Origin of the sequence: Janthinobacterium sp. BJB401, assembly GCF_013372745.1 — a bacterium.
In the GTDB taxonomy this organism is placed as follows: Bacteria; Pseudomonadota; Gammaproteobacteria; order Burkholderiales; family Burkholderiaceae_D; genus Janthinobacterium; species Janthinobacterium rivuli.
Map to the genome: position 1 here is coordinate 67,676 of NZ_JABXFH010000016.1, position 15,692 is coordinate 83,367.

The following is a 15,692-nucleotide window of genomic DNA, read 5'->3' on the forward strand; positions in this document are numbered from 1 at the left end:
TGCCATGAGCCACGTCTTCCACCGCAGCTTGACCGCCAGCTATCCTGTCGCCACGGGCGGCGATGGCCCTTACCTGATCGATGCGGATGGCAAGCGCTACCTGGACGCCTGCGGCGGCGCGGCCGTCTCCTGCCTCGGCCATTCGGATACGGCCGTGATTGCCGCCGTGCAGCGGCAGATCGCCAGCATGGCCTACGCGCACAGCGCGTTTTTTACCAGCGAGCCGATGGAGCAACTGGCCGATTTCCTCGTCGCCCGCGCGCCTGCCGGCATCGACAGCGTGTATTTCGTCTCGGGTGGCTCGGAAGCCGTGGAAAGCGCGCTCAAGATGGCGCGCCAGTATTTCGTCGAACGGGGCCAGCCGCAGCGCCGCCACGTCATCGCGCGCCGCCAGAGCTATCACGGCAACACCCTGGGCGCGCTGGCCACGGGCGGCAACGCCTGGCGCCGGCAGCAGTTCGAGCCGCTGCTCATTGGCGTGACCCATGTCTCTCCCTGCTACGCCTGGCGCGACCAGCCAGCCTATGAAACGGACGGCGACTACGTGGCGCGCCTGGGCCAGGAGCTGGAAGACCATATCGCCGCACTGGGCGCGGACAACGTCATGGCCTTCATCGCCGAACCCGTCGTCGGCGCCACGGCCGGTGCCCTGCCCGCCGTCGCCGGCTATTTTGCGCGCATGCGCGACATCTGCCAGCGCCACGGCATCCTGCTGATCCTCGACGAAGTCATGTGCGGCATGGGGCGCACGGGCAGCCTGTTCGCCTGCGAGCAGGAAGGCGTCACGGCCGACCTGATCTGCATCGCCAAGGGCCTGGGCGCCGGCTACCAACCCATCGGCGCCGTCATGGTATCGAAGGATATCCGCGACACCATCCGTGCCGGCACGGGCTTCTTCCAGCACGGCCACACGTATATCGGCCACGCCACGGCCTGCGCCGCCGCTCTGGCCGTGCAGCGGCAGATCGAGGAACGCGATTTACTGGCCAACGTGCGCGCCATGGGCGGCTTGCTGCAAGAGAGGCTGCACCAGCGTTTCGACAGCCATGCGCACGTGGGCGACATCCGCGGCCGCGGCCTGTTCCTGGGCCTGGAACTGGTACAGGACCGCGATACCAAGCAGCCGTTCGACCCGGCCCGCCGCCTGCACGCGCGCATCAAGGCGCACGCCATGCAAAACGGACTGATGTGCTACCCCATGGGCGGCACCATCGACGGCCTGCACGGCGACCACATCCTGCTGGCGCCGCCCTACATCATCGACGCCAGCCACGTCGATGAAATCGTCGACAAGCTGGGCGCGGCCATCGACGCTTGCGTCGTCTAGCCCCGCCCGCTGTTGCCCACGGTGGACATCAGACTGGCGCCGCAGCTGGTCTTGTGACCGTCAAAGGCCACGGGCACGCCATCGATCAGCACCTGCGGATCGCCCTCGGCGATCACGCAGCGCACGTGACCCTTGATCGGGCACACGCAAGGGTCGCCCTTGCGCGCCACGGCCACGCCCAGCACCGTACTGTTCGGCGCCGCCCCCACCACCTTGCCGCCATGGTTGGTGGGGTCATTCAAACGGATCACGCCACGCATACTGCCTCCTGTTCCTGTCCAGCGCATACCGCGGCACCGGTCCATACGGTGCCGCTCCCATCTGCATTATCGGGCGCGACGACACAGTCGTCATTGCGTTCGAGCACATTGACGGCTTGCCCGCCGCCAAAATGGCAATCGCCTGCATTGGCAACTTTTGTTCACTCCTTGTCAATATTAATTGACTTATTCGAAACAATCGTTTTAAATCAGGAAGTTACTCAAAATCAATCATCTTGAGCATTCAAACATCGCATTACCCTTTTTCGATGCTGGACGCCCACGTTGATGCACTCTGAAGCCAAGGTATATGGAACTGCTCGACTCCCTGCGTCAGACCCCACAGCAAGACGATACGATCAGCGGGCACTATGAAGTGCGCCGCTTGCTGGGCGAAGGCGGTTTCGGCCATGTATTCGAAGCCTGGGATGCCAAGCTGTGCCGTAGCGTGGCGCTGAAACGCCTGAAACCGCAAGCCGACGTGCTACATCCGGAAAAACTCATCAATGAAGCGCGCCTGGCCGCCTCGCTCAAGCATGCGGCCTTCGTGCGCATCTTTGCCATCGAGGGCCAGGGCTCGAGCCAGTCCATCGTCATGGAACTGGTCGAAGGCCAGACCCTGGGCCAGTTCATGCACAGCGGCAAGGCTGACTTGCAGGCGGCGCTCGACATCGCCTACCAGATCGCCGACGCCATGGACGAGGCACACGCCATGGATCTCGTGCACGGCGACCTGAAACCGTCGAACCTGATGCTGGAGGCGGATGGCAAGGTGCGCATCCTCGACTTCGGCCTGGCCCGTCACATCGACCCGCAAGCCACGCAAACGACCACCCTGTGCGACTTGCAGGGTACGATTGCCTACATGGCGCCCGAGCGCCTGATGGGCCGCCTGCCCGACACGCGCGGCGACGTGTATGCCTTGGGCGCCATGCTGTACGAAATGCTGGCCGGCCAGCGCCACTTCGCCCACCTGAACGGCCTGGCCCTGGCCGCCGCCCACATGCAGGCGACGGAAGCCTGGCCCGACCTGCCGGAAACCGTCCCGCCCACCATCAACGCCCTCGTGCGCGCGATGACGGCGCACGACCCGGCCGAACGGCCACGCACCATGCGCGACGTGCGCGAGGCGATCGGGGCGCAGCCGGCATCTTCAGCGCCGGCGGATATGCAAGCCGCTGAAGTAGAGCCAGCCAAGCCACCGGTGTCGATTGCCATCCGGTTACAGCTACCCGTAAAGCGCACCGTACTGCTTGCCAGCGCGCTTGTCGGACTGGCGCTGGCAGCATGGCAAGGGCCGAACATGTTGGACAAGCTACGGGAGCGGCAAGCAACGTTGGTCTTCTCCGAGATGGCTGCCATGAAAGCAGGCATGGATGCCCTGCGGACATTCGACCTTGACACCAGCCAAAAACTTCCCTTAGCGCAATTTACGGCCGTGCTGCAACATAATCCTAGCAATGCAGCCGCGGCAGCAGGCCTGTCTCTGGCATCAAGCCTACGCTATATTGGCGAGGGCCGTGACGACACCTGGCTACAACGCGCCAATGTCAGCGCAAAACAAGCGCTGGCAACAGATGACCAATTGGCGCTTGCCCATGTCGCGCAGAGCTGGGCTTATGAATTCCAGGGAAAAAAGGAGGAGGCGCTGCGCGAGGCAAGCATTGCGCTGAATCTGGAACCGAAAAATTTTCTGGCCATGTATGGCAAAGCCAGGCTATACATTGTCGACCACAAGTTCGAACTGGCGAAGTCCGTCTTAGACCAAGCCATGACTGTCTATCCACAGGAACACGTGCTCGTCTCCCTCCTCGGATACATGTATTACAAGAAAGATGACTACATCAGTGCGGAGCAAGCATTCCGCAAAAGCATACGTATGCGCCCTCAGTCACCCATTACTTATGCGTATTTGAACGCTGCCCTGTTGCGACAGAATCGTAGTGACGAGGCTCTGCAAGTCTTGCAGCAGGGATTACAGATCAGCCCCCATTGGGAGCTGTACACCAATTTGGGCACATCCCTCTTTGCCAAGGGTGATTACTTGGGTGCAGTCAAGGCATTTGAAAACGCTGTCTCCGAGAAAAAAGGCGGCCCGGGTATCTATTTACTGTGGGCAAACCTAGCCGACGCGCAGCGCTGGGTACCAAGTCAGGTTCAGGCTTCAAAACAATCGTATCAACGAGCCATTGCCCTGTTGCAACCGTTACTCGACCGCATGCCCAACGATACCACCATCAATTCGCGCATGGCACTCTACCAAGCCTATGCGCAGCAAAAGAAGCAGGCACTTAGCAGGGTCATGCATGCTCTCAGCTTGGGGCCGCAAGTAGCGGATGTGCAGTTTCGCGCCGCCCTCACTCACGAGCTCATCGGAAACCGCAGCGAAGCCCTTGATGCGTTATTTAAAGCCAGCAAGCTTGGCTACCCCCTCAATCTGATCGAGTCCACACCTGATCTATTGAACCTGCGGCGCGACGGCCGCTACCAACAATTTCTCATCAACCTGGAAAGAGACAGTAAAAAATGACGCCTGTAAGCCCTTGGATGAAGTTATCCGTGCATTTTGATGCAGATCAAATTACCAACCAGCTTGATTACAGTTTCACCTCGTGCGACGGCACGGCCGATCCGCGCCACGGCCCCTACATGGGTGGCGTACACTTCCAGAAGGGCCAACATGTATATCTCGACATTACTTGCTGCGGCTCCAAGGACAGTGGCTTCACCTCATTCCAGATCGTCGACTGTTGCATCATCAGCGTACCGCAACTGACGCAGATTGGTCCGAAAGTACCAACAATTTACTCACCGCCATCACCATTTTTACAAGCAGTGGGTGCCACCTATCAGCTGCCGCTGGACTTCGAAATCCAACAACTACTGGGTGAACCAGAACCGCCGGCATTGCACCGCATCCGCCAGGAATGGAAGCACAATTTGGACGTGGGCTATGCAAGCGGCCGCTGGGAATTGTCGTTCGTCATGACCGTACGCATCATGCGCGGCGAAGACGTCCAGCCAGAACTGCGCGTTTTCTCCTTCGACCCGGAAAGCTCGGTGGGCGGCAGCAGCAGCTGGTAATCTCCGCAGGCATCCCGGTGTGGCAGGACAGCACCGCAATCAGACTGCGGCCGGGATGCTTATATGACGTCTATTTGATGCGCGTACGGACGGTGTGATCGATTCACCCACAGATTTTCCATCACGGCGTCGCCTACACCTGCTGCTGCCGACATACCGGCGACCTGTATCCGAAGCACAACCCTCGTTGAAGCATAGGCCCTTGCACTAGTTCGCTGGCATCGGCCGAGACAATTCATCGCGCCTGGCCCGTCAACGAAATCGCCACCATGGCGCGATTGGCTTTTTCACATCCGCACGCAATACGCCGCCCCGCCCGCCGAAAGCGGTAAAATGACGGCCTTGAACCCAAGCTCCGCCCCATGGCGCGGCCTTGACTGCACACAGCACCACACACAGCCCGGCAGGCACGCATTTTCCTGCCGCCGGACCAACGACAAAGAACACATGACCACCGTCCCAAAAGAAATCAACGCCGCCGCGGCAAAGAAAAATTCCGCTGAAAAGCTTACTCCGATGATGCAGCAATATTTAGGCATCAAGGAAAACCACCCGACGATGTTGGTCTTCTACCGCATGGGCGATTTCTACGAGCTGTTTTTCGAGGATGCGGAGAAAGCGTCGCGCCTGCTGGGCATTACCTTGACGGCGCGTGGCGTGGCCAGTGGCAACCCTATTAAAATGTGCGGCGTGCCGTTTCATTCGCTCGACGGCTACCTGGCCAAGCTGGTCAAGCTGGGCGAGTCGGTGGCCATTTGCGAGCAGATCGGCGACCCGGCCACCAGCAAGGGGCCCGTCGAACGCAAGGTCATGCGCGTGGTCACGCCCGGCACCTTGACGGATGCGGACTTGCTACCAGAGAAGGCCGAGCGCCCGCTGCTGGCCATGTGCAGCATCACGCAGCGCAAGACGGTCACCACGGGCCTGGCCTGGCTGTCGCTGGCCAGCGGCGCATTGAAACTGATGGAGTTTTCCGGCGACAGCAGCACCGTGGCCGTGCGCTTGCAGCAGGAACTCGAACGCATCGTGCCGGCCGAAATTCTCAGCGGCGACAATGGCAACCTGTTCGACGACTACGCGGGCACGCACATCAACCGCGTGCCGGACTGGCATTTCGACGTGGTCGGCGGCCACAAGGCCCTGCTGGATCAATTGGGCGTGGCGACCCTGACGGGCTTTGGCGCCGATGGCCTCGGCGCCGCGTTCGGCGCGGCCGGCGCGTTGCTGCGCTATGCGCAATCGACGCAGGGCCGCGGCTTGCAGCATGTGCGCTCCCTGACGACAGAAACGGAAAGCGAATTCATCGGCCTGGACGCGGCCACGCGGCGCAACCTGGAGCTGACGGAAACCATCCGCGGCCAGGAATCGCCCACTTTATTTTCCCTGCTGGATCATTGCCGCACGGCCATGGGTTCACGCATGCTGCGCCACTGGCTGCACCATGCGCGGCGCGACCAGAACGTGGCGCGCGCGCGCCATGAAGCCATCGCCGCGCTGGCGCAAAGCGAAGCGGCCGGTCCGCTCGCCGCCACCCTGGCGCAAGTGCCCGATATCGAACGCATCACCACACGCATCGCGCTGCTGTCGGCGCGTCCGCGCGATCTGGCCGCCCTGCGCGACGGCTTGCTGCAACTGCCGGCCCTGCGCGGCGACGTCGTCCGTTGTTATGGTCCTGGCCAGGGCGGCGAAACGGGCTTGCTGGCCGCCATCCACGCGGCGCTGGCCACACCAACGGCCTGCCTGGACTTGCTGGTGCGCGCCGTGGCGCAGGAACCGGCCGCCATGGTGCGCGACGGCGGCGTGTTTGCCACCGGTTTTGACGCGGAACTGGACGAATTGCGCGCGCTGTCGGAAAACGCAGGCCAGTTCCTGCTCGACCTGGAAACGCGCGAACGCGCACGCACGGGCATCGCCAATTTGCGCGTGGAATACAACAAGGTGCACGGCTTCTATATTGAAGTCACGCACGGCCAGACGGACAAGGTGCCGGACGACTACCGCCGCCGCCAGACCCTGAAAAACGCCGAGCGCTACATTACGCCGGAACTGAAGGTCTTCGAAGACAAGGCCCTGTCGGCGCAGGACAAGGCGCTGGTGCGCGAAAAGATGCTGTACGACCTGCTGCTGGCCGACCTGGCGCCGCACATTGGGACTTTGCAGACCATTTCGCAGGGCCTGGCCCAGCTCGACACCCTGAACGCGCTGACGGAACACGCGCAGCAGCACAACTGGGCCGCGCCGCAACTGGTCGAGGAGCCGTGCATCAACATCGTCGAAGGCCGCCACCCCGTGGTGGAAAAGCAGATCGAACGCTTCATCGCCAACGACTGCCGCTTCGTCAACGAACGCCGTTTGCTGTTGATTACCGGTCCGAACATGGGCGGTAAATCGACCTTCATGCGCCAGGTGGCCCTGATCACCTTGCTGGCCTACGTGGGCAGCTACGTGCCGGCCGCGTCCGCCACCATCGGGCCCATCGACCGCATCTTCACGCGCATCGGCGCCACCGACGACCTGGCGGGCGGACGCTCGACCTTCATGGTGGAAATGACGGAATCGGCGGCAATTTTGAACGGCGCCACCGAGCACTCGCTGGTGCTGATGGATGAAGTGGGCCGCGGCACCTCGACCTTCGACGGCCTGGCCCTGGCCTGGGCCATCGCCCGCCACCTGATCGATACGAGCCGCAGCTTCACCCTGTTTGCCACGCATTACTTTGAGCTGACGCAACTGCCGGACAGCCACCCGAGCGCCGCCAACGTGCATTTGTCCGCCGTCGAACACAAGGACAGCATCGTCTTCCTGCACGCGGTGCAGGCCGGTCCCGCCTCGCAAAGCTATGGCTTGCAGGTGGCGCAACTGGCCGGCGTGCCGCAGCCCGTGATCAAGGCCGCGCGCAAGCACCTGGCGCGCCTGGAAGCGCAGGCGCTCGACGCCACGCCGCAACGCGACCTGTTCGCCGCGCCGGCAAGCGATCCATATGCGCAAGAGGAAGAAGAGGAAGCGGCGGCGCCGCTGGCCGCGCTGAACGCGGCGCAGCAAGCCTTGCTCGACGCCATCGCCGACCTCGATCCCGATGCGCTGACGCCACGCGATGCGCTGGAGCAGTTGTACCAGTTGAAACGGCTGGCCGCCGCATGACCTGCCGGCGCGGCACGATCCACCTGCTGGCCGCCGGCTTGCTGGCTGCCAGCCTGCCATGGCAAGCGGCGCTGGCCGCCCAAAGCGATCAGGCCGGCTTCGAGTTTGCCGTGCTGGGCCACTCCTTCAACGCGGGGCCGGACGATGGCCCCCTGAAAAAAGCCATCGCCGACACCAGCGCCTTCAATGCGTCGTTCGTCGTGGCCACCGGCATCAAGGCCGCCAGTGAGTCGTGCAGCGACAAGCTGTATGGCCAGCGCAAGGATTTGCTGGACGCCAGCGGCCCGCCGCTGATCGTCTCGTTGTCGGCCAGCGACTGGGCCAACTGCCGCAACTCGCGCGGCAGGGTCAACGCCATCGAACGCCTGAACCGGCTGCGCGACGTATATTTTGCCGACGACCAGAGCCTGGGCCAGCGCAAGCTGACCCTGTCGCGATTATCATCGACGGCGAAGTTCCGCAGCTATGCGGAAAACGCCCACTGGGAATACGGCGGCGTGCTGTTTGCCACCGTCAACCTGCCCGCCAACAACAACCATTTCTTGCCGGAAGCGGGACGCAATAGCGAATTCGAAGACCGCCTGGTCGCCAACCGTTCCTGGCTGCAGCGCCTGTTCGCCATGGCGCAGCGCAAGCAGCTCGACGGCATCGTGCTGTTTTCCGATGGCGACGTGGGCGCGCTCGATGAAGACGACAATTCGTTGCTGCCCAGCTTCAGCTCGAAACAGGATGGCTTTGCCGGACCGCGCAAGCAGATCCGCACCCTGGCGAAAAAATTCAGCGGCAAGGTGTTACTGGTTGATACGCAGCGCGATGGCGACGCGGATGGCAAGGAAGGCAAAAGTAAAAAGGCCGCAGCCAAGGCCGGCGGGCCGAAGATCAGCTGGAAAGGCAACCTGGGCCACGTCAGCATCAACAACGACTGGTCCGCCATCGCCGTACGGCCCGGCAAGACGCCATTCTTTGAGGTGCGTCAACGCGCCACCCGCCCGTCTGCGCAGGCGCGCGCCAAGGCGTCGACGCTGCGCCGCTAATAACAGCGGCACAAACGAACAGGCCGGCATATAGCCGGCCTGGAACAAGCGGTATTAATGAATCGGATGCGTACGGAAGTGGTCGCCCTCTTCGCCTTCGCCTTCATCATCTTCATCGCCATGGCCGTGTGCGCCATGCACGTGGCCATGGGCGATTTCTTCTTCGGTGGCTTCGCGCACGTCAGCGACGGTCAGCGAGAAGCGCAGCGCGATGCCGGCCAGTGGATGGTTACCATCCAGCACGACCTTGTCGTCGGCGATGTCGGTGACCGTGAAGATCATCGCTTCTTCGTCCGGCGAATCGCTTTCCGGCATGCCTTCGAACTGCATGCCCACTTCCAGCGGCTCAGGCAGGCGATTGCGTGGCTCGACCTTCACCAGGGCTGGATCGTATTCACCGAAAGCATCATCCGGTTCGATCTGGATCGTGTTGGAATAGCCAACTTCCTTGCCGTCGAGCTCTTCTTCGATCTTTGGCAGGGTGTTTTCATAATCACCGTGCAGGTAGACCATCGGCTGGCGGCCGTCTTCGATCAGATTGTCTTGCGCGTCTGACAGTTTGTAGTTGACAGTCACGACCGTATTTTTGGCAATCTTCATTATGCTTCCTTTCATTGTATAAGCTGGCAAATTATACCTTCACGCCGCCAACGGCAGGCGCATTCCTGCATTTCCGGTTGTTATAATGGGCGCATGAAAACATTAACTCTCCTCGGCGATATCACGCCGGCGCAATTCCTGCGCGACTACTGGCATAAAAAGCCCCTGTTGATCCGTCAAGCCGTGCCTGGCTTCAAGGCGCTGTTCGATTTCAAGGCCCTGGCCGAGCTGGCTACCCTCGACCATGTCGAATCGCGCCTGGTCAGCCATGCGGATGGCCACTGGAACATGCAGCAAGGTCCACTGACCAGCCTGCCCTCGCTGAAACAGAAGGAATGGACCCTGCTGGTGCAGGGCGCCAACCTGCACAGCGCCAAGGCCGACGCCCTGCTGCGCCAGTTCCGTTTCCTGCCGGACGCGCGCCTGGACGACCTGATGGTCAGCTTCGCCACCGATGGCGGCGGCGTAGGCCCGCATTTCGATTCCTATGACGTGTTCCTGCTGCAAGGCCAGGGCAAGCGCCACTGGCGCATCGGCGCGCAGAAGGACCTGAGCCTGATCGACGGCTTGCCGCTGAAAATCCTCAGCAACTTCACGCCCGACGAAGAATTCACGCTGGAACCGGGCGACATGCTGTATTTGCCGCCCCACTACGCGCACGACGGCGTGGCCATCGGCGATTGCCAGACGTATTCGATCGGCTTCCGCTCGCCGACGTTCCAGGAACTGGGCGAAGCTTTCCTGCAATTCATGGCCGACTCGATCGACTTGCCGGGTATCTATAGCGATCCGGACCTGAAAGCGTCGGGCAAGCCGGCGGAAATCCCCCGCGAAATGCTCAGCACCATCGCGGAAGAAATGAACAAGGTGCGCTTCACGGAAGAAGACGTGACCATTTTCCTCGGTGAACACCTGTCGGAACCCAAGCACAATGTGTTTTTCACGCCGCTGTCCAAGCCGCTGACGGTGGGCCGCTTCGCGGACGCCGCACAGAAAAAGGGTGTCGTGTTGTCGCGCAAGACGCTAATGCTGTATCGTGGCAAGAATGTCTTCATCAATGGCGAATCGTTTGCCATTGGCAAGGCCGATAAAACGGCCCTGGAAACCCTGGCCAACGAACGCGCCCTCGATGGCGCCGCCGTGGCCCAGGCTTCCGATGACGTGATGGATGCCTTATATACGTGGTATCAGGATGGCTGGATCGAACTGGCTTGAATGGGTGCGGTGTAGCAAAAGTGGTATTACAGCAGGTGGAATATCAGCATCTGAGCTAGCGCAATAAAACATATTATTTTTATATCGTTTTGTCGCGCTTTCGCAAATCGCTTACACTTGCTTGCAATTTGCTTCGGCAAATATTGCGATATCACAAAATAGTTGCGAATTTGCCTCTTGCTCCTATTGCGACGCACCAAAAATCGCTATAATATTCGGTTAGGAAGTTTCCGTTGTCTGGCAGGCACCACCTGGTACGAAAAGCCTTCGAAGACGACCTAACGAGCGATAATTACCGGTAATTATTCATCGCAACAATATTGATTTATTTTTTGAAATAATTAAGGAAAACAAATGAAAAAATCCCTGCTGATCGCCTCCCTGATGGTTGTTGCTCTGGCTGCTTGCAGCAAAAAAGAAGAAGCTCCTGCACCAGCACCAGTAGTTGAAACCCCAGCACCAGCACCAGCAGTTGAAGCTGCTCCAGCTGCTGCTGCTGACGCTGCTGCTTCGGCCGCTACCGACGCTGCTGCTGCTGCTTCGGCTGCCGCTTCGGCCGCTACCGACGCTGCTTCGGCTGCTTCGGCTGCTGCATCGGCTGCTAAGTAATTTAGCACCCTGCACTAAAGAAAGCCGACCCTCGGGTCGGCTTTTTTGCGCCTGGCGTTTTCTCCGCAGGATATGACGCCGGACGCAGGCAATAAAAAAGGCTGACCCGGTTTGCACCGGGCCAGCCTTTTTAATGCGCGGCAGGTTTTCAAACCTGCCGCTGTCACACCGCTTATTTCAACTGGTCGTTCAGCAGACCCAGGATCTTCTCGGCCACTGGCGAGACGTCCGGCTGGCCTTCGTTGCTGAGGATGCTGACCAGGCTGGTCGAGCCATTGCCGGCCTTGACGAGGACGCGGTAGCGCTGCGCTTCCTTGTCCTTGTCCGAGGACGAGCCCCAGCTGAACAGTTTCGAGAAGAAACCATCTTTCTTGACCGCGTCCGGATCGACGTAACGCACGAAATACGTGCCTTGCGTGCGGTCGCGGTCTTCCACGGTGAAGCCAACACGGTCCAGCGCCAGGCCGACACGGCGCCAGGCGCGGTCGAAACCTTCATCGACTTCGATGACGCGCGCCGGCGTGGCGGCGTCGCCCACCAGCTTGGCGTGCAGCGGCTGCACGATGGCGCCGTCGACGGCTGTCTTCGCTTGCGCTTCGTCGCTGGCCGCGCCCAGGCGCGTCATCAGCTTGGCCAGGAATTGCGCTTCCAGGCCCGGATCGTTGGGACGCGCGGTCCAGGTGGTGGTTTCCTTGTCGCGGCCCGTGACGACCTCTTCCACGCCGCGGTGACTGATGTAGATCTCGGTCGAGCCATCGGCCAGGCGTTCCACGCGGGTGCGGAACTTGTCTTTTTCACCGGTCGAGTACATCGAATCGAAAGCCTTGCCGATGGTGTTGCGGATAAAGTCTTGCGGCAGCTTGGCGCGGTTTTCGTTCCACTCGGTTTCCATGATGCCAGCCGTGGGCTGGTCGATGGCGACGGTAAAGCCGGAATCTTCCCAGAATTGCTTGAGCTGCGGCCACAGCACTTCAGGCGACTGCTTGACGACCAGCCAGCGCTGGTTGCCCGCGCGCTCGACCTTCACGCCGCCGGCCGTGACGGGCACGACACCAACCACGCCGTCGGCGCCCATGATGACGGGCGTGCCGGCCGTGGCGTTGCGCTGGGCGTTGTAGCCGGAAGCCGTGGCCACGCCGTTTTTCGAATCCGGCAAGGAATAACGGTTGTCCTGCTGCAATTGCGTCAGGTCAGGCGGCACGTCCAGGGTGCTGGCTTTCTTGACCGATTTGTAATCGACCTTGTCGCCGCCGACTACCGAACTGATCATGCCACAGCCCGCGAGGCTGGCTGCGACGGCGCCGATGACGATGCCGCGGACGGCGATGGTGGCAGGCGCCGATGGGGTTTTCTTGCAATTAGTCATGTCGTAACTGGATAAGAAGCTAAGTAGCAGCTGGAATCAGGGAAGGTCCGGACTGGTCAAGTCCGGGCTTGAAGTTCGGCTTAAGACAGGATGCCCGCATCGCGCAAGGCATCGCGCACGGTGGCATGGCAATTCTCAGCCAGCGGCACCAGCGGCAAGCGTATGCCGGCTGGCATCAGGCCCATTTCGGCCAGCGCCCATTTGACGGGCACCGGGTTGGGCTCGACAAACAATTTCTGGTGCAAGGGGAAAACCTTGTTATTGATGGCGATCGCCGTGGCACGTTCGCCCGCCATGGCTGCGACGCACAGTTCGTGCATGGCGCGCGGCGCGACGTTGGCCGTCACGGAGATGTTGCCGTGGCCACCGCAGAACATCAGCGCCATGGCCGTCGGATCATCGCCCGAGTACACGGCGAAGTCGGCTGGAACCAGGCGCAGCAGGTCGATGCCGCGGCCGATATTGCCGGTCGCATCTTTCACGCCGACGATATTCGGGATGGCGGACAGGCGCACGATGGTCTCGTTGCTCATGTCGGCAACCGTGCGGCCCGGCACGTTGTACAGGATGACGGGGATGTCGACGGCTTCGGCGATGGCCTTGAAGTGCTGGTACATGCCTTCCTGGGTAGGACGGTTGTAGTACGGTACCACTTGCAAGACAGCATCGGCGCCCGCTTCTTTCGCATAGCGCGTCAGTTTGATGGCCTCGGCCGTGGAGTTGCCACCGGCGCCGGCGATGATAGGAATGCGTCCCTTGGCATGTTCGACGGTCAACTTGATCAGTTCGCAGTGTTCTTCCACGCTGACTGTTGCCGATTCGCCCGTCGTGCCAACGATGACGATGCTGTCCGTACCCTCGGCGATATGCCAGTCGATCAGCTTGCGCAGACCTGGAAAGTCCAGACTGCCGTCAGCGTGCATCGGGGTGACGATTGCTACAATGCTGCCCTTGATCATAGTAAGTTTATAGCGCCGATAAATAAAACAACGATTGTAGCGGATAGCCCGCGCCTGTGGTGCATTCTGACATAGTATGGCCGCTCAAAACGTCGGCAGCAGCGCTGCCAACCGTGGAAAATCCGGCCGGACGGCGCAAATTCGTTGCACCAGAGCAGCTTTTGGCTGTTCCACGCGCCCATCCTCATACGCTACCACACGCAAGCCGTGCTGCACCGCCCAGGTCAGCATTTCGCCTTCCTTCAGCAGGAATTTCGGATTCGACGGCTTGCCGAACTGCTCATTGCCCTCGGCAAACGTTTCGTACAGCAGCACGCCATCGGGCGCCAGGCTGGCAATCATGGCGTCCAGCAGCGGCCGGTGCAGATAATTGGTGACGACGATGCCGGCAAAACGGCCGGGCGCGAAGGGCCACACGGCGCCCGGCGCTTCCAGGTCCACCAGCGAGGTGGTGATGCCCGTGCCGGCCGCCTTTTCCAGCATTTCCGGATCGTGGTCGAGCGCGATCACGGGGTGGCCCAGGCTCACCAGGTGGCGCGCATGGCGGCCGGCGCCGCAGGCCAGATCCAGCACTTCGCCGCCGGGAATCAGGGGCGCCCAGCGGCGCAGCCAGCCGGAAATCGCTTCGGTTTCTAATATTGGTTCAGTTACTTGCATCGGTACTTCCATCAATTATTTGCGTGCATCCGGTTGTTGGCATCAAGTCAATAGCGCCGTCAGGGGCGTGACCAGGGTGACAAAAATGCCGATGACAAATTCGATCGCCGCCAGCAAGGCGCGGTTCAATACGCCCGTGTACATCAGCAGCACCAGGGCGCCAAACACATACAGGCTGTAGCGCTCGATGCTGGCGTAAGGGCGCGCCAGCTGCATCGGCAGCAAGCCCGTCATGATGCGTCCGCCATCGAGGGGTGGCACGGGGATCAGGTTAAACACGAACATGGCCGCATTCACGCTGACGCCGGCGCCCGCCATCTTGCGGAAAAACATGCCCATTTCCGTCGGCGGCATAACGCTGAGCACGACAAAGGCGATCATCCAGCCGAAGCCCATGACGAAATTGGCGCCAGGACCGGCAAACGCCACCCAGGCCATCTGCTTCTTCGGATTGCGCAAGCGGCTGAAATCGACGGGCACCGGCTTGGCATAGCCGAACGGCACCTGGATCGTGAAATACAGCATCAGGGGCAGCAGGATCGTGCCGAAAGGATCGATATGCCGGATGGGATTGAGGCTCAGCCTGCCCTCGTTCGAGGCCGTGGGATCGCCGAAATAGCGGGCCGCGTAGCCGTGCGCCGCCTCATGCAGGGAAATGGCAAACAGCACCGGCACCAGGTACACCGCAACGGTCTGGACTATCGTATTGAAATCGCTCATGACCGCGATTCTACCAGAGGCGTCCCAGGCACTTTCTTATGTTGCCATTAAAGATAGGTAAATTCGGCCCCCTGCGCCAGCCACTACAAACCCAGCACGGCCGGGTCGCCGCGTCCCACGCGCACCACTTCCGGCTCCGGTCCCGTCAGGTCGATCACGGTGCTGGGGCCATGTGCGCAGACGCCGCCGTCGATGATCAGGTCGACCAGTTTTTCCAGGCGTTCGCGGATGGTGTCGGCATCCGTCAGGCTGTCTTCGTCGCCGGGCAAGGTCAATGTCGCGCCCAGCAGCGGCTGGCCCAGCTCTTCCAGCAGGCATTGCACGATGCGGTGCTGCGGCACGCGCAGGCCGATGGTCTTGCGCGAAGGATGGCTGAGGCGGCGCGGCACTTCCTTCGTCGCTTCCAGGATGAAGGTGTAGGCGCCCGGCGTGGCCGCCTTGAGCAGGCGGAACTGGCGGTTGTCGACCCGCGCATACACGCCCAGCTCGCTCAAGTCGCGGCACAGCAAGGTGAGATGGTGCTTTTCATCCACGCCACGGATGCGGCGCAGGCGCTCGACGGCGCCCTTGTCGTCGAGCTGGCATACCAGCGCGTAGCAGGAATCGGTCGGCAAGGCCACGACGCCGCCGGACTGGATGATCTGCGCCGCCTGCTTGATCAGGCGCAATTGCGGATTGTCAGGGTGAATATGAAAAAATTGACTCATGTGTAAGCGTTCT

The 15,692-nt window shown here is 61.2% G+C and carries 14 protein-coding genes; 7 read left to right on the plus strand and 7 right to left on the minus strand.

The features are described from left to right. Positions 1-4: 4 nt before the first annotated feature. Positions 5-1,327, plus strand: coding sequence for an aspartate aminotransferase family protein (locus tag HWE17_RS12915; protein ID WP_176389008.1), 1,323 nt, complete (start codon positions 5-7; stop codon positions 1,325-1,327). On the opposite strand, the gene HWE17_RS12920 is transcribed toward HWE17_RS12915, so the two are convergent. Beyond that, complete coding sequence (locus HWE17_RS12920; protein WP_099403619.1) at positions 1,324-1,587, minus strand: PAAR domain-containing protein; 264 nt, start codon at positions 1,585-1,587, stop codon at positions 1,324-1,326. The two genes, HWE17_RS12915 and HWE17_RS12920, sit on opposite strands and share 4 nt — an antisense overlap. Positions 1,588-1,897: 310 nt before the next feature. Here HWE17_RS12920 and HWE17_RS12925 point away from each other — a divergent pair, with 310 nt between their 5' ends. From HWE17_RS12925 to HWE17_RS12940, 4 genes are all read left to right on the plus strand, one after another. Further along, complete coding sequence (locus HWE17_RS12925) at positions 1,898-4,117, plus strand: serine/threonine-protein kinase (RefSeq protein ID WP_176389009.1); 2,220 nt, start codon at positions 1,898-1,900, stop codon at positions 4,115-4,117. After that, on the plus strand, positions 4,114-4,671 hold the full coding sequence (locus HWE17_RS12930; RefSeq protein WP_152598755.1) for a hypothetical protein: 558 nt from the start codon (positions 4,114-4,116) through the stop codon (positions 4,669-4,671). The genes HWE17_RS12925 and HWE17_RS12930 overlap by 4 nt, the downstream gene beginning before the upstream one ends. A gap of 447 nt (positions 4,672-5,118) precedes the next feature. Beyond that, positions 5,119-7,812, plus strand: a complete 2,694-nt coding sequence (mutS, locus tag HWE17_RS12935; protein WP_176389010.1) for a DNA mismatch repair protein MutS — start codon at positions 5,119-5,121, stop codon at positions 7,810-7,812. Further along, the gene (locus tag HWE17_RS12940; RefSeq protein ID WP_176389011.1) at positions 7,809-8,846 is read left to right on the plus strand and encodes a hypothetical protein; all 1,038 of its coding nucleotides are present in this window, start codon (positions 7,809-7,811) and stop codon (positions 8,844-8,846) included. The genes mutS and HWE17_RS12940 overlap by 4 nt, the downstream gene beginning before the upstream one ends. 54 nt (positions 8,847-8,900) lie before the next feature. Here the strand turns inward: HWE17_RS12940 and HWE17_RS12945 are convergent, their stop codons facing one another. Then, on the minus strand, positions 8,901-9,446 hold the full coding sequence (locus HWE17_RS12945; protein WP_176389012.1) for a peptidylprolyl isomerase: 546 nt from the start codon (positions 9,444-9,446) through the stop codon (positions 8,901-8,903). Between the two features lie 93 nt (positions 9,447-9,539). On the opposite strand from HWE17_RS12945, the gene HWE17_RS12950 reads away from it, so the two are divergent. After that, complete coding sequence (locus HWE17_RS12950; RefSeq protein ID WP_035821152.1) at positions 9,540-10,661, plus strand: cupin domain-containing protein; 1,122 nt, start codon at positions 9,540-9,542, stop codon at positions 10,659-10,661. Positions 10,662-11,015: 354 nt separating this feature from the next. Continuing rightward, the gene (locus HWE17_RS12955) at positions 11,016-11,270 is read left to right on the plus strand and encodes a hypothetical protein (protein ID WP_034783358.1); all 255 of its coding nucleotides are present in this window, start codon (positions 11,016-11,018) and stop codon (positions 11,268-11,270) included. Positions 11,271-11,442: 172 nt separating this feature from the next. Here HWE17_RS12955 and bamC read toward each other — a convergent pair whose 3' ends face one another. The 5 genes from bamC to HWE17_RS12980 form a co-directional block, all read right to left on the minus strand. Continuing rightward, positions 11,443-12,636 (minus strand): outer membrane protein assembly factor BamC, encoded by a 1,194-nt coding sequence (gene bamC / locus HWE17_RS12960; RefSeq protein ID WP_176389013.1) that lies wholly within the window; start codon positions 12,634-12,636, stop codon positions 11,443-11,445. Positions 12,637-12,716: 80 nt separating this feature from the next. Next, the gene (gene dapA, locus HWE17_RS12965; protein ID WP_035821156.1) at positions 12,717-13,595 is read right to left on the minus strand and encodes a 4-hydroxy-tetrahydrodipicolinate synthase; all 879 of its coding nucleotides are present in this window, start codon (positions 13,593-13,595) and stop codon (positions 12,717-12,719) included. Between the two features lie 84 nt (positions 13,596-13,679). Next, on the minus strand, positions 13,680-14,252 hold the full coding sequence (locus HWE17_RS12970) for a bifunctional 2-polyprenyl-6-hydroxyphenol methylase/3-demethylubiquinol 3-O-methyltransferase UbiG (RefSeq protein WP_035821159.1): 573 nt from the start codon (positions 14,250-14,252) through the stop codon (positions 13,680-13,682). 42 nt (positions 14,253-14,294) lie between these two features. Then, positions 14,295-14,972: a site-2 protease family protein gene (locus HWE17_RS12975; protein ID WP_035821162.1), complete on the minus strand. Its 678-nt coding sequence runs from the start codon at positions 14,970-14,972 to the stop codon at positions 14,295-14,297. 83 nt (positions 14,973-15,055) lie between these two features. Beyond that, complete coding sequence (locus HWE17_RS12980; RefSeq protein ID WP_035821164.1) at positions 15,056-15,679, minus strand: L-threonylcarbamoyladenylate synthase; 624 nt, start codon at positions 15,677-15,679, stop codon at positions 15,056-15,058. Between the last annotated feature and the right edge of the window lie 13 nt (positions 15,680-15,692).